Genomic DNA, 19,745 nt, shown 5'->3' on the forward strand with positions numbered 1-19,745 from the left:
GGACATGCTCTAGTTTCGGCGACTTGTCCATATCAAATCATTTCCACCGCCAGCGCGGTCGCCTCGCCGCCGCCGATGCAGATCGCGGCCGCGCCGCGCTTCATGCCATATTTCTTCAACGCCGCGAGAAGCGTCGCGACAATCCTTGCGCCCGACGCGCCGATCGGATGCCCGAGCGCGCAAGCGCCGCCATGCACATTGACTTTCTCATGCGCAAGGCCAAGCTCGCGCATCGCCGCCATCGCAACCACGGCGAAGGCCTCATTGATTTCAAAAAGATCGACCTCTTGCAAGGACCAGCCGGATTTATCCATCAGTTTTCGCAACGCGCCGATGGGGGCGGTCGCGAATTGATCAGGCGCCTGCGCATGGCTCGCATGGGCGCGAATCGTCGCGACGGCGGCGACGCCCCGCTTTTCGGCTTCCGAGCGGCGCATGAGGACGAGCGCCGCCGCGCCGTCGGAAATCGAGCTCGAATTCGCCGCGGTCACGGTTCCGCCCTGCCTGAAGGCCGGCTTCAGGGTCGGAATCTTGTCGAGCCTGGCCTTGAGGGGCTGCTCGTCATGCAGGACGGTTTTTTCGGCCTTGCCGGCGGGCGCCGTCACCGGCGCGATCTCATCGCAAAAACTTCCATCCTCGATCGCCTTCTGCGCCCGCTGCAGCGAACTGATCGCATATTCGTCCTGGGCCGTGCGGGTGAATTGAAAGGCCTCCGCGCAGCTTTCGGCGAATGCCCCCATCGGCAGACGCTCGCCATAGGCGTCCTCGAGCCCGTCGAGGAACATATGGTCGATGACCTTGCCGTGCCCCATGCGGTAGCCGGCGCGGGCGCGATCGAGCAGATAGGGGGCGTTCGTCATGCTCTCCATGCCGCCCGCCACAATTACATCGGCGGACTCCGCGCGCAACAGGTCATGCGCCAGCATGATCGCCTTCATGCCGGAGCCGCACATTTTATTGATCGTCGCGCAGCCCGTCGCCTGCGGAAGGCCCGCCTTGAGCGCCGCCTGGCGCGCCGGGGCCTGGCCCTGTCCAGCCGGAAGGACGCAGCCCATGATCGCTTCGTCGATCTCCTCGGGCTGCAAGCCGGATCGCTCGACCGCGGCTTTTATTGCGGCCGCCCCGAGGCTCGGCGCGGTGAGACCCTTGAAATCGCCCTGAAAGCCGCCAATCGGCGTGCGGGCGGCGGAGGCGATGACGATCGGGTCATTGTTCGGCATGGGGGACTTCCGGCTTTGAGAACGTCAGGATTGCGCCATCGAACGGTAATATAATGCGTCGGCCGAACTTTGCCGCAAACGATGGCCGGTTTCCCGCCCCGGCGAAATGTTCTAGCGGTGCAATGATTTGATGCCGAAAAGGATGAGAGATGGATCGCATTCTCGTGCTCGTGCGCCACGGCCAGAGCGAGTGGAACCTGAAAAATCTGTTCACTGGCTGGAAGGACCCGGGTCTCACGGAAAAAGGCGTCGAGGAAGCGCGCGCCGCCGGGCGAAGCCTCAAGGCGCGCGGACTTAATTTCGATCGCGCCTTTACGTCCAACCTCGTGCGCGCCCAGCATACGCTGAAGTTGATCCTCTCCGAGCTCGGCGCGCCGGATGTCCCGACGGCGCGGGACCTCGCGCTGAACGAACGCGATTACGGTGACCTTTGCGGCCTCAACAAAGACGACGCAAGAGAGAAATGGGGCGACGAGCAAGTGCATCTCTGGCGCCGGTCTTATGACGTCCAGCCTCCGGGCGGCGAAAGCTTGAAGGACACTGTGGCCAGAGTGCTTCCCTATTATATTCAGGCCATTCTTCCAGCCGTGTTGCGGGGCGAGCGGGTTTTAGTCGCCGCGCATGGCAATTCGCTGCGCGCTCTCGTGATGGTGCTCGACGGGCTGACGCCGCAGACGATTCCTTCGCTGGAGCTTGCGACCGGACTGCCGCTCGTCTATCGGCTGAAGCCGGATTCGACGGTTGAGACAAAAGAGATCTTGCACCCGTGACGGCGTCGCGCCGCGGCTTGGCTGAAGGCGGGTCCATGGAGGATTTGTTCGAGACAGTCGAGACGCCGGGGCGTATTTGTCTCGGCTCCGGGCTCATTTACATGCCGGCCTATCTTGATGCGGCCGCACAGACGGCGCTCGCCGCCGATATTGCGCAAGTCGTCGCCGAGGCGCCCTGGCTCCAGCCGCGCATGCCGCACAGCGGCCATCCGCTTTCGGTCAAGATGACCAATTGCGGCGCGCTTGGCTGGATGTCCGATCGCGACGGCGGCTATCGCTATGAGGCCGGGCATCCCGATACGGGGCGGCCCTGGCCTCCCGTACCACCGCGCGTGTTAAATGTGTGGCGGGCGCTCGCCGATTATCCGCATCCGCCGGAAGCCTGCCTAATCAATTTCTATGATTGCAAGGCGCGGATGGGCCTGCATCAGGATCGCGACGAGCAGGATTTTTCCGCGCCTGTGGTGTCCATCTCGCTCGGCGAGTCTTGCGTGTTTCGCTATGGCGTGCGGCGCGCCGACGCGACCAATCGCATAGAGCTGCGCTCCGGCGATGTTTTGGTCCTTGGCGGCGCTTCGCGGCTTTTCTTTCACGGGGTCGATAAGATTCTCGGCGGCGAGTCCGGTCTGCTCCCTGGAGGGGGCCGGATCAACCTGACCTTGCGTCGCGTGACGCGGCCATAGCCTTGCCCGCACGTCACCCGCGCGCGATAGCAATGCGAAATATCTGGGCGGAGAATTTAAGATATAAGCGTCTGACTCTTGAATATTTCCGGGCGCGTCGCAGAAGTTTTATCTGCGCCGTGACAATGATGACTGGTTCTGCAGAGCCTTGTTCGACGGAACTATTTCGATATGGAGCGAGTTATATCGGCAGCCAATTTCATTGATTGGCAGGGAAATCAAACCCATCGAAACAATATTGCACGCGCCCCACAGTGAGGGCGATGCTTTTGGAGAACAAATCATGGACAAAGATCGAATCGAAGGATCGGCTAAGGAGATCGCAGGCAAAGTCAAGGAAGTCGCCGGCAAGGTCCTTGGCGACGCCAAGCTGAACGCCGAGGGCAAGAGCGATCAAGCGGCAGGAAAGGTCCAGAACGCTGTAGGCGGCGTCAAAGATACGCTCAAGGGAAAATAACCGCTACGGCGGGGTTTTCGCCGTCCGGAACTTTATCCTGCGCACTCTTGTCGGCGCCTGTCGACAAGAGTGCGAGACGAGGTCGGTCATCAGCTGCCTTCTTCCCTTCGAAATGCGAAGCGATGCGGGGCGTGAGGACTGTGGCCTCTAAACTGAAATCTCAAGGAAGGTGCAACATGAGCACAATTCTGATTATTCTCGTGCTGGTTCTGCTGCTCGGAGGCGGTGGATACTATGGTCACAGCAGGTACGGCGGCGCGGGTCTCGGCGGCGTTCTTGGCCTGGTGTTGCTCGTTGTCGTTGTGGCGTGGCTGGCTGGAGCTTTGCACATTGCCTAGCCGGCGACTTGGTCGTTTCAGCCAAATATCGGGCTCGACATCGACGTCTTGAGGCAGCGCAAAACTTAACCGTGATCTCAGGCGCGGATTTCTCGATGGCTTTATAAGCCATAAAATGAGAGAGCTTCAGAAGCGGTCTTGGTCGTGATTGAGGCTTTCCGTGATTGAGCCCTTCAAGAACATCGAAGATACGCGGACGCTCGCGCAAGCTATCGTGGATACGGTGCGCGAACCGATGCTCGTGCTTGACGGCGACCTGCGCGTGGTCGCCGTCAGCCGCTCCTATTATCTGACATTCCGGGTCCACGCCCAGGATGTCCTGGGGCGCCCGCTCTACGCGCTTGGCGACGGCCAGTGGCGCATACCAGCTCTTGGCGTGCTTCTGCAGAAAGTCATCTTGGAGCGCGCCGCCATGGACGCGTTTGAGGTCGAGCATGAGTTTCCGAGGATTGGCCGCCGCATCATGCTTCTGAACGCGCGCAAGGTTTTCTACCCGGATCACGCGCATACAACTCTTCTTCTCGCTTTCGAGGATGTCACCGAGCGGCGGGCCATCGAACGCGAGAAGGCGGAGCTGTTGCGGCAGGCCGAGGATTTGCTGCGTCAAAAGGACGTGCTGCTCCAGGAACTAGAGCACCGCGTCGCCAACAGCCTTCAGATGATCGCCAGCATCTTGATGCTGAAGGCGCGCACCGTGAACTCGGAGGAAACCCGCCAGCATTTGCAGGACGCGCATCAACGCGTCATGGCGGTTGCGGCCGTGCAGGAGCATCTTCACGCGTCCGAGCGTCACGACCAGATCGAGATCGGTCCTTACCTGTCGAGGCTTTGCGAAAGCCTTGCGGCCTCGATGATCGGCGAAGGTCGGCCGATCTCGCTGAAGGTTCTGGTCAGCGGCGGCACGGCCGTGTACGCCACGGCCGTCAGCCTCGGCCTAATCGTCACAGAGCTGGTGATCAACGCACTGAAACACGCGTTTCCACAAGACGGACCAGGCGGTCAGGTCGTCGTCAGCTACCAGATCGACGGATCGGACTGGACGCTTGTCGTGTCCGACAATGGAATCGGAAAACCGGATGTCGCCGCCTCGGCGGCGAAGGTCGGCCTGGGCACAGCCATCGTCAAGGCGCTCGCGCAGCAGCTCGATGCAAAGGTCGATATCGCCAGTGGCCCAGGAGGCGTGACCGTGTCGCTCACGCACGCGACGGTCACACCGCAGCTCCCCCAAACTGCCTGACGACGCCGAGGTCGTGATCGTCTGACCCGATCCATCTCCGCCAAAATGCGCTATCATGACCGCTCTCGACCCCTCAGGAGCGCTTCATGAAGGTTTCCCTGATCCAGATGAATTCGATCAGCGACAAACCGGCGAATATCGCCGCCGCGACAAAGCTGATTGAACGGGCCGTCGCCGAGGAGCGGCCGGATTGGATCGGCCTGCCTGAATGTTTCGATTTCCTCGGCGGCCATCGCAGCGACAAGCAGGCGGCGGCGGAGGCGTTTCCCGATGGGCCGGCCTATAGCGCGATGCAGGCGCTCGCCAGGCGCCACAGGGTCTTCATCCATGCCGGATCGATCTTGGAAAAGGCGGAGGGCGAGGAGCGCATTCGCAACACCACCGTGGTCTTCGACCGTGAGGGCGTCGAGGTTGCGCGCTACCGCAAGATCCATATGTTCGACATCACCGCGCCGGATGGGACAGAATATCGCGAGAGCGCGGCTTTCGCGCCTGGCGATGCGGTCGCGACCTATCCTTGCGAGGATATGATCGTCGGCTGCTCCATCTGCTATGACATAAGGTTTCCGGATCTGTTTCAGGCGCTTGTCGCCAAAGGCGCGGAAATGATCGCGCTTCCGGCGGCCTTCACCCTTCAAACCGGAAAGGACCATTGGGAAGTTCTTTGCCGGGCGCGGGCGATCGAGACGCAGACCTATTTTTGCGCCATTGCGCAAACCGGCGCCCATGTCATCGGCAATGAAACCCGCCACAGCTACGGCCATTCGCTTGTCGTCGACCCTTGGGGCCATGTCGTCGCCAAAGCCTCGGACGGCGTTGGAATCGTCTCGACGCGACTCGAGCTTGCGCGGGTCAAGAAGGTGCGCCAGCAAATCCCGGTCGCGCAGCATAGGGTCCGGTTCGACGCCGAGCCTCAATGAGGATTGCAGCTGCGCCAGAATCCCTTCACGCGATGGCCGAGAGGATCATAATGCCAGCCATGGCCGCTCACGCAATGTCCATTGGGGTAATAATATCGGCGGACGACCGTGACCGTATAGCCTCTCGCCTGATGTTCCCCGACCGGGGCCGCACCGGCTGAGGGAGCTAACGGGCGGCATTGCCGATAGGGGCCGAAAAGATGATGGCCGGTTTGATCATAATGCCAGCCATTGCCGCGGATGCAGCGCATTCCAGGCGGGTCATAGGCGCGGAAGACGACGACTCCCGCCGATCCCGGCGTTGCGGCGCTGAACCAGATCGAGACGCTCGCCACGACGATAATGGCCAGGGATTTGAGACCATTCATAAAAGGCCGTTCCAGTTAAAACGACTAATTCTATAGGCTTATAATATGACATTGAAAACCTGCGCTCTCGGATAAAGAGATGCGGAAAAAACTGAGGAGGCCGCCAAGGAATGCGCTGATCAGCGCCGTGACGCTGGCGGCCGTAGTTTTCTGCGGCCTCGCCCCTTCGCATGCGGAAATGGTTTGGCGGCGCGGCGCGCTCGGCGATCCGAACTCGATAGACCCGCATAAGACCACGAATGTCATCGAGAGCAATGTGCTGAGCGAGCTCTTTGAAGGGCTTGTCAGCCATGACGCGCGCGGCGCCATCGTCCCAGGCGTCGCGCAAAGCTGGACGGCGAGCCCGGACGGTACGGTCTACACGTTTCAGCTACGCAGTGATGCGAAATGGTCCAACGGCGACAGTGTAGGCCCGCAAGATTTCGTCTATGCGTTCCGTCGTTTGATGACGCCCGCGACTGGCGCGCCTTACGCCAATATCTATTACACGTTGAAGAACGCCGAAAAGATCAACAAGGGCGAGGCGCCGGTCGAGAGCCTGGGCGTTCACGCCATAAGCGACTCCGCGCTCGAAATCACGCTCGAAACGCCGGCTCCCTATTTCATCGACGAACTCGCCCTGATGACCGCCATGCCCCTGCATCGCGGCTCGGTCGAATCCTATGGCTCGGACTTCGTGCGGGCCGCCCATATGGTGACCAATGGGCCCTTCATGCTGAAGGACTTTACGCCCAATGATCGGCTCGTGCTGGTCAGGAACCCCTATTATTACGACGCGGCGCGAGTCGCGCTCGACGCCGAAATCTTCATTCCAATTGAAGATCGCTCCGCCGCGCTCCGCCGTTTCATGGCCGGCGAAATTGACTCCTATGATGATGTCGCGGCCGAACAGCTCGCATTCGCGCGCGCGCGTTTTCCCGAGGCGCTGCGGACCGCGCCTAGTCTTGCCGGCTATTACTATGGCTTCGATACGCGCCACGGGCCTTTCGACGACCGCCGGGTTCGCCAGGCGCTGTCCATGGCCGTCGATCGCGAGTTTCTCGCCGAGCGTATCTGGCGCGGCCGCATGACGCCCGCCTATAGTTTCGTGCCGCCCGGCATCGCCAGCTATGACCCGCCCGCCACTGTTTCTTGGAAGGATATGAGCCCGTTCGAGCGCGAGGACGAAGCCAAGCGTCTGCTCCGCGAGGCGGGCTTCGGTGAAGGCGGACGAAAGCTTGAGGTGGAGATCCGTTTCAGCAATTCGGAGACCCACCGGGCGACGGCCGTGGCGATCGCCGATATGTGGAAGGCGCTCGGCGTCGAGACCACGCTTCTCGGCACGGACGCGGTCAGCTATTACGCTTTCCTGCGCGAGAAAGGTCAATTCGACGTCGTGCGGCTCGTATGGATCGCCGACTATCCCGACGCGCAGGACTTTCTCTTTCTGGCGCAGAGCGACAATAAAGGGCTAAATTATCCAAGCTTCTCCAACGAGACCTATGATGCGCTGATGCGCGCGGCGCAGATGGAGCCTTCGCCGGAGCGGCGTCGCGGGATCCTGCACGAGGCGGAATCGCTGCTGCTCGACGAGCAGCCTTATCTCGTCCTGATGAACTATCGATCGAGCGATCTCGTATCGCCAAGATTGCGCGGATGGGAGCCGAATGCGCTCGACCTCCATTATGGCCGCTACATCTCGATCGCGCCGGAATGAGAGCTTGCGCCGCTTAGGGAAGCAATGAGGAAGCGCATTAGGCTGCGCCGGCTCAGGCTCGCCAGCAGGCTTTCCAACCATATTTTCGCGACCTCTTGTCACAATTGACACACACGCGGAGCGGGTGCACTCTCATGCGGCCGTTCCCGTTGATGGGATAAAGGCGGCCTAAGCAGAAGGACCCTTTCGAAAGCGCATCAACGCCTGTCAACGGAGGAGCCATGACTCCACCTGATCAGTGTGAGTGACCCTGACATGCGCGGGGTCACGGCGTCGCGGAGGCGCAAACGCCACGCGGAAACGGCGCCGCCGACAATCTGACGTCATAGTCAAGCGATTAGCGCTCGCGAAGGCCAAGCGCCCGCTATCGTAAATAGGAAATCTGCAGAAATCACAGATCGCTTCGCAACGCCGAAGCAGGGCCCCGCGCCGCTTGAATGCGCCGGGGCCCGTTGTGCGTCCAATGCGCTTTGTTGTTGTGTTGCGTCGACATTGTTGTGTTGCATCGACGCCTCGAGGCGCCGCCCTACCGATTTTGCCCCGGCACCCACAAGATGTCGCTTTCGCCTTTGCCGTTCACATGGCGCGCCGCAACGAACAGGAAATCAGACAGGCGGTTCACATATTTGAGCGCCGGCTCGCCGATCGTCTCGCCAGGCTCATTGGCCAAGGCGACGAGGACCCGCTCGGCCCGGCGGGTTATGGTGCGGGCGAGATGCAAGGCCGCGGCCGCCGCCGATCCGCCCGGCAGAACAAAGGAAAGCAGCGGAGCGAGGTCGGCGTTCAATTCGTCGATCTTGCGTTCGAGCCGATCCACTTGCGATTGGACGATGCGCAAGGCCTCTCGATCCGGCTTGGCGTCGGACTCCGGAACGCAAAGATCTGCGCCGAGATCGAACAAATCATTTTGCACGCAAAGCAGCATCGCATCGACCCTGGCGCAATCGGGATCGGTCGCGGTCGCGACGCGGGCGAGGCCGATCGCGGAATTGGCTTCGTCGATCGCGCCATAGGCTTCGATCCGAAGATCGTTTTTGGGCCTGCGCTCGCCGGTGCCGAGCGCCGTGGCGCCCTTGTCTCCGGTCCGGGTATAGATCTTGTTCAAGACAACCATGGTTTTCCTGCTGTCGAACGTTCACCGCCAAAATATACAACGATTGGCCGGCCAGAATGCGACAAAACAAAGCTAAATCAGAGTTATGATCGCTTTCCGGATCAAATGCGCTAAACGCCGGCTCACGTTCAGCTTCGCAACCACAAGACGCCGATGATGACGACAATGGCGAGGAATTGGAGACCAATGCGCCAGCGCATCAGATGTTGCGAGAGATGCACCGAACCGCCGCGCAAAGTGTTGAAGAGCCCTAAAAGAAGCACGATGACGACGGCGCCGATGGCGATCGCGACAAGAAAATTGCTGGCGGCATGCATGTCAAAGGGGTCCTCGATAAGAGCTGAGATGTGAGCGGCGGCGGCGCTAGAGCGGATGTCATTGCGGCGGAAGCTAGAGCGCTTTCACTCTTGGCGCCTGCTCGATCCCTAACTCGTCAATATCGTCGCAGAAGGCGCTCCAGATAATCCAGCTCCTCGCGCGGCCGCGCCGGCTCGCTGAGCCGGCGGCGCAATTCCTCGAGGACCCGCTGGGCGCGCTGCGCCGCTGGAACTCCCATCGGATCGAAACGCGCGCGCGGATTGAAGGTTCGCTCGCCGCCGGTTGGACGCCCCAGCGGATCAGCGTCCTCGTCGCCGAAGATCCCGTTCGAGCCTTGCCCGTCCTGGCCGTCTTGCGCCTCGCTCGAAGGATCGCCTTCGCCTTGCTGGCGCATGCTTTCGGCGAGCTTTTGCGCGCCTTCGCGCAATGCGTCCACGGCGCGGCCCTGCGCCTCGACGGCTTCGTCGCCGCCGCGCGGACCTTGGCCCAGCGCCTTTGCGGCGTCGCCCATCGCATCTTCCGCGTCGTCGAGCCCAGTTTCGCCTTGGCCCGCCTGCTTCAATCGCTTCTGCAGCTTGTCGAGACGATCCCGCAGCGCTTGCTGGCGCTTGGCGAGTTCGCCCTCGCTAGGCTGGCTAGGCGCGGCTTTGTCGCCGCGTCCAGGGTTTTGGCCTTGGTCTTGGTCCTCGTCATCGTCCTCAGGCTGCGGATTGCCAAATCCGGGCAGTCCCGGAAGGCCCATTTGCGCCCGCTGGCGACGTTGCTCGCGTCTTTTCGCTTCGCCGCTTTGATAGGTTTCGTCGCGTAAATCCTGCTGGTCCTTGCTCATCGCGCCGAGTTCGTCGAGAGCGCGGCTCATCTCCCGCGCCCTCGGATCGGCGTGGCGGGGCCGCGCCATTTGCAGATTCTCGAGAACGCTTTGCAAGCGCTCGAGCATTTTCTGCGCATCGGCGACATCGCCCGACCGCGCCATCTCCTCCATCTTGTCGAGCATGGCCTGAAGATCTTTCGGATCCACCGATCGGCCACTTTTGTCCATTCCCGGATCGTTCCGATCCATGCGGTTCTGCTGCCGTTCGGCGAATTCACGCAGGAACTTGTCCATTGCCGCGCGCAGATTTTCGCTGAGCTTGCGGATTTCCTCCTCCGGCGCATTGCGCTGAAGCGCATCACGCAATTGCTGCTCGGCGGCGCGAAGATCGCGCTCGGCGTCGGAAAGATCGCCATTCTCGATCCGTAGCGCCATCTCCCAAAGGTAGTCGGCGACCTCGACGAGATCGCTGTCCTTGCCGGCCGCCGCCAGTCGATCCGAAGCTATTCTCAATCCGAGATAGACGCTGGCGCTGGTGTCGAAAGCTTCCGGCGCGATCATGAGAGCCTCGAGCGAGGTCGCGACCCTGGCCTTGTCGTCCGGCGCGAGAATGAGATTGCGGCGCTGCTCCACGAGCGCGCGGGCGAGCGGCTTGGCGAAGGGCTTTTGCGGCAATATGATCTCGACCGGCGCGCTTTTGCCTTCGTTGCCGCCTTCGTCGCGCGCGATCAGCGTCATCTCAACGCGCGCGCCGGCCCAGGGATGTTCCGACAGGTCCCCGGTCGTCTCTGCCTCGCCGCCGAGTTGCGCCCCAGGTGGGAGGACGAGGCCAATCCGCGGCGGATCGACGAGCGAGCGCTTGGAGGCTTTCCCGTTTTCCAACGAGGGATTGGCGAAACCCGCTTCGGCGTTGACCACGCCGTAATCGTCTGCGACCTGATAGGCGAGCGTCAGCGATCCCCGCGCATTGGCCCGCGGCGCATCGGTCAGGGCGATCGTCGGCGGCTTGTCCGGAATGGCGATCAGGCTGAATGCGCCAAGACGCCTGCCTGAAACGCCAAGCGCAAGCAGAGCGTCGCCGCCCAGCACGAGCCGCGTTTCGTCCGAGCTATTTGGAGTCGGCGGGGACGGTTTGGCCGAGCCGGCGGCTGCGCCTGGCTTGTCCTTCGCGGGCTCCGCCAAAGCCCCTTTCGCGTCTATGGCCGCCGCGCCGCCCGAGGAACGGATGATCACGAGAGAGCCGATCGGCGCCTCGATCCGCTGCAATACATCCACATCCGCCGAGCGAAGATTGAGCAGGATCGGCGCCTTGCCCGTGTAGGCAGGCGGATCGATCCAGGCATCCAGCCGGGCGTCCTTCCGCGCAAATCCGTCGAAGCGCCAATCGAAGGCCGCCGCGACGCGCGCATAGCGTTCCGGGCCGGCGATGAAGCCGGTGGCGACGAGGCCGACCAGAATGGCGGCGCGCAGGGCGTAGCGATCGAGATCGACCAAGCGCGGCGAGGGCAAGCCGGCCCGAAGCGAAGCGACCTTTTCCTCCGCGCGGCGGCGGTGCAGGCTCCATAAGGCGCGTGTCGCAGGATCTTCGGCGCCATTGCCGAGCCGGTCTTCGAGCACCAAGGCTGGACCGTGGCCGAAGCCGGAGGCGCGATCGATCCTGGTCAACGCCTCGGCGCGCGACGGGAAGCGGAATCTGCGCAGCGGCAGCAGCGTTGCGACGACCCCGATCGCAAAGAAGAGAAGTCCGAGGCTGCGCGCCCAATGTGGCGTCTCGAGCCATAATCCGGTCCAGGAGACGCAGACAAAGAGGCCGATCATGACGAGCGGCGGCGCCAAGATTCGCCAGGCGCACTCGAAAAGGAGGACAGAATAGGCTTTCGCGACAAGCCGCTCCAGGCGCCGATTGGCCGGGAAGTCAGCCGCAAGCTCCGCCGTGGCGCATTCCACGTCCCGCGAAAGACCCCTCGGCCGTGAAGGTTTTGAGCGTCCCAGTCTCAGCAGACCTGCCTCCAGAAGCTCGGCTGTAACGTCCAGAGCATGAAAAGGGAGAGGCTAGCACGATGACGGCCGCGCGCCAGACATGCGCCTGAAATATCTAGGGCAACCAAGCCGGAATTTTGTCCAACCCGATCAAATCATCGTATGTCCCGCGTGGGCGCACGATGGCCGACCGGTCGCCGCTGACGAGAACCTCGGGCGCGAGGAGCCGCGAATTATAGGTTCCGGCCTGCACCGCGCCATAAGCGCCGGCGGACATAATTGCCAGAAGATCACCCGGTTGAGGCTCCGGCAGTTTTCTTGAAAGCGCGAGAAAATCGCCGGTTTCGCACACCGGCCCGACGATGTCGGCCGTAAGCTCGCGCGCGTCTTTGTCTGCGCGGACGGGCTTGATCTCATGATGCGCTTCATAAAGGGTGGGGCGCACCAGATCGTTCATCGCCGCATCCACGATGACGAAGGTCTTGGCTTCGCCGCGCTTCACGAAAATGACCCGGGTCAGGAGAATGCCGGCATTGCCGACGATGAGCCGCCCCGGCTCGAAAATTAGGCGGCAGCCGAGGCCGCCGAGCCGGGACTTGACGATTTGCGCGTAGCGCTCCGGGCGATAGCTCTCGGGATCGTCTCCCTCCCGGTAAGGAATGCCGAGGCCGCCGCCGAGGTCAATATGCTCGATGGCGTAGCCGTCGGCGCGCAGCGCGCGCACGAAATCGGCGACAAGGCGGAAAGCGTCGTCAAACGGCGCCAGATCGGTGATTTGCGAACCGATATGAATATCGACGCCCGCGATCTTGATCGCGGGCAGGGCGGCGGCTTCGGCATAGACTTCGCGGGCGCGGCTCAAGGGAATGCCGAACTTGTTCTCCGCCTTGCCGGTTGAAATTTTGGCGTGGGTCTTGGCGTCGACGTCGGGGTTGACGCGAAGCGCCACCGGAGCGATCCGGCCTTTCGCCGCGGCGAGGCTCGACAAAACGAGAAGCTCAGGCTCGGACTCGACATTGAAGCAAAATATGCCCTGATCGAGCGCGAAAGCCATTTCGCTTTGCGTCTTGCCCACGCCCGAAAAAGTGATCTTTTCAGGCGCCGCGCCCGCCGCCAGGGCCCGGCGCAACTCGCCCTCGGACACGACGTCCATGCCGGCGCCCCGCCGCGCCAGGGCCGTGAGCACGGCTTGGTTGGAATTGGCCTTCACGGCGTAGCAGACCAGGGAATCGACGTCGGCGAAAGCCGCCTTGAACACGTCGTAATGACGCGTGAGCGTCGCTAGCGAATAGCAGTAAAAAGGCGTGCCGACCTCGTCCGCCAGAGCGGAAAGATCGACGTCCTCGGCGTGCAGGACGCCGTTCTTCATTTCAAAGTGATTCATTGGCCCGGAAAAGCGTCAGAGCAGGGGGTCGAGAAAAAATGGCCTTGGCTGCGCGGAAGCCCGCGGGGGAGCGGGTTCGCGGGCTCCGTCACGCCGGTCGACGGGGAGACCGCCAAGGCCGCAGCGCCAAGCGCCGGCGCTTCGCCGCTTCGCGGCGTCGGAACGGCGTCCGGCGCTCCGGTCAGCGGCGCGTTCGTCGCCGCAGCCCCGGGCGGGGCTCCAAGCGGTCCCCGCCGTCCGCAGCCGGCGAGGGAGAGCGCGAGCGCGCCAAGCACAAGGACGGCGCAGAGCTTTGGGCGGAAAAAGCGCATCACGAAGCGGCTCCGGGAAGGACCGTCATTATAGACGAGGTTCCGGCCCAAGCGAAGTTTTCAGTTTGGAGCACGTTCGGCGCGGGCCAGCCATGGCCCTAAAGCATGTCGCGAAAAAGTTGATCAAACTTTTTCGATTTGGAGCTCCACTTGCCCGTCAACCGGAATGCTTTTCTTTTTGGCCAGACGACTCGGTCATCGAATGTTCTCCGACCGGATTCACATGCCCCAGCGGCGGACGAACCAGGTTTTGACCAGATGCGTCAGGACTGCGTAGCTCAAGAGAAAGCTTGCGATGATGGGCCAGTAGAGCGGCGGCAAAGGCGTGAATTTCAACGCATCCGCTATGAAAGGCGTGAACGGCAGCGCAATGCTGATCGCGCAGATAATGACGGTCGTCGCGATAAGGGCCGGGCTGGCGTGGCTTTGGAAGAATGGGATCTTCGCGGTGCGGATGATGTGGATGATAAGCGTCTGGGTCAGTATGGACTCGACGAACCATCCGGTCTGGAACAGGGTCGGATTGCTCCAACTGTTGAACACATAGAGCATGGTGAAAAAGGTCGCATAGTCGAAGATCGAGCTGATCGGTCCGATGAAGACCATGAACTTGAAGATATTGCCTATGTCCCATTTGCGCGGGACTTCGAGGTAGTCCTCGTCGACATTGTCGGTCGGGATAGTGGTTTGCGAAAAATCGTAAAGCAGGTTGTTGGTGAGCACCTGGATGGGCAGCATCGGCAGGAAGGGCAGAAAGATGCTCGCGCCGAGCACGCTGAACATGTTGCCGAAGTTTGAGCTCGCGCCCATCTTGATATATTTGGTGATGTTGCCGAAGACCTTGCGCCCTTCGATGACCCCTTCCTGAAGCACCATCAGACTCTTTTCGAGCAGGATGATGTCGGCCGATTCCTTGGCGATGTCGACAGCCGTGTCGACCGAGATGCCGACGTCGGCGGATTTGAGCGCAGGGCTGTCGTTAATGCCGTCGCCGAGGAAGCCGACGACATGGCCTTTCGCATGAAGCGCACTGATCACGCGGGCTTTCTGGCTCGGCGAGAGCTTGGCGAAGACGACGACCGATGAAGCGATGTCGGCCAATGCCGCGTCGTCCATCTTTTCGATTTCCGGGCCTAGCGCGATGCGGTCCACATCGAGGCCAACCTCGCGGCAGATCTTGCGAGTGACGATTTCATTGTCGCCGGTGAGAATCTTGACCGCGACGCCCCCTTGATTGAGCGCCGCGATGGCGGCCCCGGCGCTATCCTTCGGCGGATCGAGAAAAGCGATGAAGCCGAGCAGCGTCAGATCGCGTTCGTCGTCGACGGAATAGCTTTTTTGTTTGAGATCGGTCATTTCCTTGTAGGCGACCGCGACGACGCGGAATCCGTCTTCATTGAGCGCGCGAGTCTGGGCCTTCACGCTGGCGAGATGAGAGGCATCCAAGGCTCCGCGCTCATTGCCGATTTCATAAAATTTGCACACGGAGAACACTTCCTCGATCGCGCCTTTGCAGATCAGGACATGCGTCTCGTCTTCTCGGGACAGAACGACGGAAAGCCGCCTGCGGACGAAGTCGAATGGAATCTCGTCGATAATCTTATATTGATGCTGCAAATGAAGGTTCTTGCCGAGCTCGATATGTTGCAGGACCGCGACGTCGAGCAGGTTCTTCAAGCCAGACTGATAATGGCTGTTCAGATAGGCGTATTCCAGCACCCGCTCGCTATCCTCGCCGCGGATGTCGAGATGCAGTTTGAGGATGATGCGGTCTTGCGTCAGCGTGCCGGTCTTGTCGGTGCATAAGACATTCATCGCGCCGAAATTTTGGATGGCGTTGAGGCGCTTCACGATCACGCTCTTTTTCGACATCGCAATCGCGCCTTTGGCGAGATTGACGGTGACGATCATCGGCAGCATTTCCGGCGTCAGTCCGACCGCGACAGCCACCGCGAATAGAAGCGCTTCGAGCCAATCGCCCTTGGTGAAGCCATTGATCAGGAAGACGGTCGGAACCATCACCATCATGAATTGGATCATGAGCCAAGTGAAGCGGTTGATGCCCTTGTCGAAGCTTGTCAGCTCGCGCCGCCCGGCGATCTGGTCGGCGAGTTGGCCGAAATAGGTCTTGGACCCCGTATGCACGATCGCTCCGGTTCCAAATCCGCTGACCACGCTGCCACCCATGAAGCAGAGGTTCGGCACGTCGAAGGGATCGGCGATGCTCCCATCCGAGGCCTCCGGCGATTTCTCGGAGGGCATGGCTTCGCCGGTCAAGGCCGACTGATTGATGAACAGATCCTTGGCGGTGAGGAGCCGCAGATCGGCCGGAATCATGTCGCCCGCAGAAAGCCGCACGATATCGCCGGGAACGAGCTGCTCCATCGGAATGTCGATGAATCCGTTGGACTGGGCGTCGTCGGCGGCTTGAGTCACGCCGCGTCGCTTGACGCTCGCGGCCGTCTTAACCATGGCGCGGAGCTTGGCGGCGGCGTCGTTGGAGCGATGCTCCTGGACGAACGCGGTGGCGATGGCCAGGACGACCATGATCGCGATGACGACAGCCGCGCGCATATCCCCAAGGAAGTAAGAAACCGTGGCGAGACTGAGCAGCAGGGCGTTCAAGGGATTCTTGGCGCGTCCCCATAATTCCCGCAGGATGCTTGGCCGTCCCTCCCGAGTGATGAGATTAGGTCCGACCGAGGCCAGCCGCGCCTCCGCCTCGGCGGGCTCAAGCCCGTCGGGAGAGGACCGAAGCAGCGGCCAGATCCCGGCTTCCTCCGCCCGGCTCACCGCGAGAATCTCGTTTGAAAGGACGATGTTGGTGTCGCGAGCCTTGACTCGGCGCGCGGCCGTCGCCTTCCGGAAGTTCAGACGATCAAGGAGGGTCTGGCCATTCATGCGCGCTGCCTTTTCGATATCCGGTTTCGCGGCGCCCAATCGCCAAGGCGCGAGCTACAGCGAAAGCGCCCGCACCTTGCCGGCTTTCTGCGAAAAAATCATGCGCTACATCAAAATCGCAAAGGGCGTGTGTCGAGGACGAAAATGCTCCGAGTGCGAAATCAGCCGTCGCCTGACCGGCGGCCGAAGTCGGGGGCGGCGGTTTCCTGGCCTTGCTCGATGATGCCGCGCCGGATCGCCCGCGTGCGCGTGAAGAGATCGGAGAGGCCCTGTCCGTCGCCGCGGCGGATCATGCGCTGAAGCGCCGTCAGATCCTCGGTGAAGCGGCCGAGCATTTCGAGCACGGCCTCCTTGTTGTTGAGGAAAATGTCGCGCCACATGATCGGATCGGAGGCGGCGATGCGGGTGAAGTCGCGAAAGCCGCCAGCCGAAAATTTCATGACTTCGGATTCGGTCACTTCTTCAAGGTCGGCGGCGGTTCCGACGATATTATAGGCGATGAGATGCGGCACATGGCTTGTGATCGCGAGCACGAGATCATGGTGGGCGGGCTGCATCGTCTCGACATTGGCGCCCGCCGTCTTCCAAAACGCCGCGAGCCGCGCCACGGCCTTCGGATCGGCTCCTTCCAAAGGCGTCAGAATGCTCCAGCGATTGAAGAAAAGAGTCGAAAACCCGGATTCAGGGCCCGAGTATTCGGTGCCGGCCACCGGATGGGCCGGGATGAAATGAACCGAGGGCGGCAGATGCGGCGCGACGGCCGCGATGATCGAGGCTTTGACGGAGCCGACGTCGGACAGAATGGCCCCCGGCGCTAGGTGCGGGCCGATTTCTTGCGCGATCGCGCCCATCGCCCCGACCGGCGCGCAGAGGATGACGAGGTCGGCGCCTTCGACCGCAGCAGCCGCTGTCTCCGCGACGTGATCGGCGATTCCGAGTTCGGCGACCTTGGCGCGGACGTCGGCGGATGCGTCGGCGGCGACGATCGTTCGCGCGAGCCCTTTGCGGCGGCTGACATGCGCCAAGGACGAGCCGATGAGGCCTATGCCGATGAGGGCCAGGCGCTCGAAAAGAGGCTCGCTCAAAGGAGCCCCGAGACGGTCAGGCACGTGCGGCGCTCTCGGACTTGATGAAGTCTCGCAAGCCCGCGACGACGAGACGGTTCGCCTCTTCGGAGCCGACGGTCAGGCGCAGGCAATGCGGCAGCCCATAAGCCCCGACCGCGCGCAAGATCAGGCCGCGGCTCGTCAGAAAATGATCGGCCGCGCTGGCTTCGGCCTCGTCCCGGAAATGCAACAGGAGGAAATTGGCGACGCTCGGCGTGGTCTTGATCCCGAGCGCGCCGATTTCCTGCCTGAGCCAGTCAAGCCATGTCTTGTTATGGGCGATCGCCTTTTCGATATGATCCCGATCCTCGAGCGAGGCGATCCCGGCGGCGATCGCGGCGCCATTGGTGTTGAAAGGCGAGCGGATGCGATTGATCGCGTCACAAATGGCGTGCGGCGCGTAGCACCAGCCGAGCCTGATCCCGGCGAGGCCATGGATCTTTGAGAAGGTGCGCGTCATCACCACATTCTCGCCCGCCGAGACAAGCTCGATTCCGGCGGAGTAATCACTGCTTGTCACATATTCCGCATAGGCCGCGTCGAGAACTAAGATGACATGGGCGGGCAAGCTGGCCGCGAGCCGCTTGACCTCGGCGATCGGTAGATAGGTGCCGGTCGGATTGTTCGGATTGGCGATGAAAACCATTTTGGTCTTCGGGCTGACCTTGGCCAGGATCGCGTCGACATTCGCCGTGAGATTCTTTTCCTCGGCGACGATGGGGACGCCGCCAGCGGCGAGAATGGCGATCTTATAGACCAGAAAGCCATGCTGGGTGAAAATGCCTTCGTCGCCTGGTCCGAGATAGGCGGCGGCCAGCAGGTGAATGATCTCATCGGACCCTGTGCCGCAGACGATCCGGGCCGGATCGAGCGCAAAATGCTCCGCTATCGCCGCGCGTAAAGCCGTCGCCCGGCCGTCGGGATAGATTTCGAGCCGGTCGGCGAAGGCGCGAAAGGCCTCCTTGGCGCGGGGCGATGGGCCCAGCGGCGTCTCATTCGAGGAGAGCTTGAAGATTTTGGCGACGCCAGGCGCCGAGCTTTTGCCCGGAACATAGGGATCTATGCTGAAAACGCCCTCGAGCGGGCGCGGTCGCGCGGCTGGCTCGATGTCGGTCACGGCGTTTTTCGTCATAAAGGGAACTCCAAAAGAAATTCATTGCCGAGCCTTGAACGCAGCCCGCTTTACGCCGCCTCGCTCGGCGTTGTCCGGTTTGGCGCCGGCTCGCTTGGCGCTCCTTGGCGCTGAGCCGCGGAAAAATCGAAGCGCGCCGCATGGCTTCCGACTTCGGCGATGCGCGGCTCCACAGCTCCGGCTCTGATCAGCGTTTCGCGCAAGCGCTCCGGACCGGCGTCGCCGACCGTCGCGACCATGAGCGAGAGGCCGAACCCGTCGGCGGCATTGTCGAGGATTTCGGCTCCAAGCGCATCGAGGCTAGAAGTCAGGTCATCGAGCCAGCGTTCGAGCGCCACCGCGTAAACGACGACCTCCCGGGCAGCCGCCTCGGCCAGCGGCTGGGCGATCACGAAAAGAGGCATTCCCGCCGGGTGATCCGGCCGCTCGACGAAGGGAAGCCTCGCGATGATTTTCGGCGCTTGCGGCCCGATGAGGCCGCGCCACCACGGTCCAGATGTGGCACCGCCCCTGACGGGCGCCAAGCCGAGATCGCCATTCGAGCCAGCCACCGCATCGATCACGGCGCGCGCGCCGTGATGGACGATATATGGGACCGTGAAGCCGAAATGGAACCGGCAGCAGTCGCGCATCGCCGCGTCGCCGCCGGAAATATCGGCGTGAACGCTGTAATTGGCCTGAACATAGGTGAAGGTCGAGATGATGATGCGCCAGATGCTTTCGACGGTGTCGAGCGGGAGCAGGCCTTCGTGGCGCGAGGCGAGCCCGCGCATCATATCGGCTTCCCGGCCTGGCCGAAACGCCGAGCCGCCGCCCTGCCGAGCCTTGGCCTCGATCAGCCTATTGATGATCTCGCCGCGCTCCATCAAGAGCTGGTGCAGGCCCGCGTCAATGCGGTCAATCTCAATTCTGAGATCGGCCAGGGTCTCCGGTCGGGATGGATGGGACATGGCGGCGCCGGTTCGCAGGGTTTCTTGCGCAGTCTTAGAGCATTTTCTC

At 62.0% G+C, this 19,745-nt stretch carries 18 protein-coding genes; 7 read left to right on the top strand and 11 right to left on the bottom strand.

The window, feature by feature from the left end:
* Positions 1–32: 32 nt before the first annotated feature.
* A complete protein-coding gene (locus RZS28_RS13455; RefSeq protein ID WP_407338249.1) occupies positions 33–1,220 on the bottom strand; it encodes an acetyl-CoA C-acyltransferase in 1,188 nt (395 codons plus the stop codon).
* Positions 1,221–1,369: 149 nt separating this feature from the next.
* On the opposite strand from RZS28_RS13455, the gene RZS28_RS13460 reads away from it, so the two are divergent.
* The 6 genes from RZS28_RS13460 (at position 1,370) to RZS28_RS13485 (ending at position 5,625) form a co-directional block, all read left to right on the top strand.
* Entirely contained in the window at positions 1,370–1,990 is a 621-nt protein-coding gene (locus tag RZS28_RS13460) for a 2,3-bisphosphoglycerate-dependent phosphoglycerate mutase (RefSeq protein ID WP_407338250.1), read from the top strand.
* A 35-nt stretch (positions 1,991–2,025) separates the two neighbouring features.
* On the top strand, positions 2,026–2,673 hold the full coding sequence (locus tag RZS28_RS13465; protein WP_407338251.1) for an alpha-ketoglutarate-dependent dioxygenase AlkB: 648 nt from the start codon (positions 2,026–2,028) through the stop codon (positions 2,671–2,673).
* 283 nt (positions 2,674–2,956) lie between these two features.
* Complete coding sequence (locus RZS28_RS13470; protein WP_407341128.1) at positions 2,957–3,130, top strand: CsbD family protein; 174 nt, start codon at positions 2,957–2,959, stop codon at positions 3,128–3,130.
* Between the two features lie 176 nt (positions 3,131–3,306).
* Positions 3,307–3,468 carry a DUF3309 family protein gene (locus RZS28_RS13475; RefSeq protein ID WP_407338252.1) on the top strand — a complete coding sequence of 54 codons (162 nt, stop codon included), beginning with the start codon at positions 3,307–3,309 and terminating at the stop codon, positions 3,466–3,468.
* Between the two features lie 160 nt (positions 3,469–3,628).
* A complete protein-coding gene (locus tag RZS28_RS13480) occupies positions 3,629–4,705 on the top strand; it encodes a sensor histidine kinase (protein WP_407338253.1) in 1,077 nt (358 codons plus the stop codon).
* Between the two features lie 86 nt (positions 4,706–4,791).
* Positions 4,792–5,625: a carbon-nitrogen hydrolase family protein gene (locus RZS28_RS13485; protein WP_407338254.1), complete on the top strand. Its 834-nt coding sequence runs from the start codon at positions 4,792–4,794 to the stop codon at positions 5,623–5,625.
* On the opposite strand, the gene RZS28_RS13490 is transcribed toward RZS28_RS13485, so the two are convergent.
* A complete protein-coding gene (locus tag RZS28_RS13490; protein ID WP_407338255.1) occupies positions 5,619–5,993 on the bottom strand; it encodes a hypothetical protein in 375 nt (124 codons plus the stop codon). The genes RZS28_RS13485 and RZS28_RS13490 overlap by 7 nt on opposite strands.
* A 79-nt stretch (positions 5,994–6,072) precedes the next feature.
* On the opposite strand from RZS28_RS13490, the gene RZS28_RS13495 reads away from it, so the two are divergent.
* On the top strand, positions 6,073–7,689 hold the full coding sequence (locus RZS28_RS13495) for a peptide ABC transporter substrate-binding protein (protein WP_407338256.1): 1,617 nt from the start codon (positions 6,073–6,075) through the stop codon (positions 7,687–7,689).
* Between the two features lie 526 nt (positions 7,690–8,215).
* Here RZS28_RS13495 and RZS28_RS13500 read toward each other — a convergent pair.
* The 9 genes from RZS28_RS13500 to RZS28_RS13540 form a co-directional block, all read right to left on the bottom strand.
* A complete protein-coding gene (locus RZS28_RS13500) occupies positions 8,216–8,803 on the bottom strand; it encodes a cob(I)yrinic acid a,c-diamide adenosyltransferase (protein WP_407338257.1) in 588 nt (195 codons plus the stop codon).
* A 128-nt stretch (positions 8,804–8,931) separates the two neighbouring features.
* A complete protein-coding gene (locus RZS28_RS13505; protein WP_407338258.1) occupies positions 8,932–9,120 on the bottom strand; it encodes a twin transmembrane helix small protein in 189 nt (62 codons plus the stop codon).
* A gap of 116 nt (positions 9,121–9,236) precedes the next feature.
* Positions 9,237–11,879, bottom strand: coding sequence for a TIGR02302 family protein (locus RZS28_RS13510; RefSeq protein ID WP_407338259.1), 2,643 nt, complete (start codon positions 11,877–11,879; stop codon positions 9,237–9,239).
* A 148-nt stretch (positions 11,880–12,027) separates the two neighbouring features.
* Positions 12,028–13,296 (bottom strand): diaminopimelate decarboxylase, encoded by a 1,269-nt coding sequence (gene lysA / locus RZS28_RS13515; RefSeq protein WP_407338260.1) that lies wholly within the window; start codon positions 13,294–13,296, stop codon positions 12,028–12,030.
* Positions 13,293–13,607 carry a lipoprotein gene (locus RZS28_RS13520; RefSeq protein ID WP_407341129.1) on the bottom strand — a complete coding sequence of 105 codons (315 nt, stop codon included), beginning with the start codon at positions 13,605–13,607 and terminating at the stop codon, positions 13,293–13,295. Before RZS28_RS13520 ends, lysA begins: the two co-directional genes overlap by 4 nt.
* 219 nt (positions 13,608–13,826) lie before the next feature.
* Positions 13,827–16,508: a magnesium-translocating P-type ATPase gene (mgtA, locus tag RZS28_RS13525; RefSeq protein ID WP_407338261.1), complete on the bottom strand. Its 2,682-nt coding sequence runs from the start codon at positions 16,506–16,508 to the stop codon at positions 13,827–13,829.
* A 161-nt stretch (positions 16,509–16,669) separates the two neighbouring features.
* A complete protein-coding gene (locus RZS28_RS13530; protein WP_407338262.1) occupies positions 16,670–17,617 on the bottom strand; it encodes a prephenate/arogenate dehydrogenase family protein in 948 nt (315 codons plus the stop codon).
* Entirely contained in the window at positions 17,610–18,746 is a 1,137-nt protein-coding gene (locus RZS28_RS13535) for a pyridoxal phosphate-dependent aminotransferase (protein WP_407338263.1), read from the bottom strand. The genes RZS28_RS13530 and RZS28_RS13535 overlap by 8 nt, the downstream gene beginning before the upstream one ends.
* A gap of 50 nt (positions 18,747–18,796) precedes the next feature.
* Entirely contained in the window at positions 18,797–19,696 is a 900-nt protein-coding gene (locus RZS28_RS13540) for a chorismate mutase (protein ID WP_407338264.1), read from the bottom strand.
* Positions 19,697–19,745 lie beyond the last annotated feature (49 nt).

It is taken from the genome of Methylocapsa polymorpha (assembly GCF_045689225.1).
GTDB classification, from domain to species: Bacteria; Pseudomonadota; Alphaproteobacteria; order Rhizobiales; family Beijerinckiaceae; genus Methylocapsa; species Methylocapsa polymorpha.

Bases quoted from the DNA above. Each gene is read 5' to 3' on its own strand.
- RZS28_RS13455 (WP_407338249.1), bottom strand. From the start codon at position 1,220: ATGCCGAACAATGACCCGATCGTCATCGCCTCCGCCGCCCGCACGCCG.
- RZS28_RS13460 (WP_407338250.1), top strand. From the start codon at position 1,370: ATGGATCGCATTCTCGTGCTCGTGCGCCACGGCCAGAGCGAGTGGAAC.
- RZS28_RS13465 (WP_407338251.1), top strand. From the start codon at position 2,026: ATGGAGGATTTGTTCGAGACAGTCGAGACGCCGGGGCGTATTTGTCTC.
- RZS28_RS13470 (WP_407341128.1), top strand. From the start codon at position 2,957: ATGGACAAAGATCGAATCGAAGGATCGGCTAAGGAGATCGCAGGCAAA.
- RZS28_RS13475 (WP_407338252.1), top strand. From the start codon at position 3,307: ATGAGCACAATTCTGATTATTCTCGTGCTGGTTCTGCTGCTCGGAGGC.
- RZS28_RS13485 (WP_407338254.1), top strand. From the start codon at position 4,792: ATGAAGGTTTCCCTGATCCAGATGAATTCGATCAGCGACAAACCGGCG.
- RZS28_RS13490 (WP_407338255.1), bottom strand. From the start codon at position 5,993: ATGAATGGTCTCAAATCCCTGGCCATTATCGTCGTGGCGAGCGTCTCG.
- RZS28_RS13495 (WP_407338256.1), top strand. From the start codon at position 6,073: ATGCGGAAAAAACTGAGGAGGCCGCCAAGGAATGCGCTGATCAGCGCC.
- RZS28_RS13500 (WP_407338257.1), bottom strand. From the start codon at position 8,803: ATGGTTGTCTTGAACAAGATCTATACCCGGACCGGAGACAAGGGCGCC.
- RZS28_RS13505 (WP_407338258.1), bottom strand. From the start codon at position 9,120: ATGCATGCCGCCAGCAATTTTCTTGTCGCGATCGCCATCGGCGCCGTC.
- lysA (WP_407338260.1), bottom strand. From the start codon at position 13,296: ATGAATCACTTTGAAATGAAGAACGGCGTCCTGCACGCCGAGGACGTC.
- RZS28_RS13520 (WP_407341129.1), bottom strand. From the start codon at position 13,607: ATGCGCTTTTTCCGCCCAAAGCTCTGCGCCGTCCTTGTGCTTGGCGCG.
- mgtA (WP_407338261.1), bottom strand. From the start codon at position 16,508: ATGAATGGCCAGACCCTCCTTGATCGTCTGAACTTCCGGAAGGCGACG.
- RZS28_RS13535 (WP_407338263.1), bottom strand. From the start codon at position 18,746: ATGACGAAAAACGCCGTGACCGACATCGAGCCAGCCGCGCGACCGCGC.
- RZS28_RS13540 (WP_407338264.1), bottom strand. From the start codon at position 19,696: ATGTCCCATCCATCCCGACCGGAGACCCTGGCCGATCTCAGAATTGAG.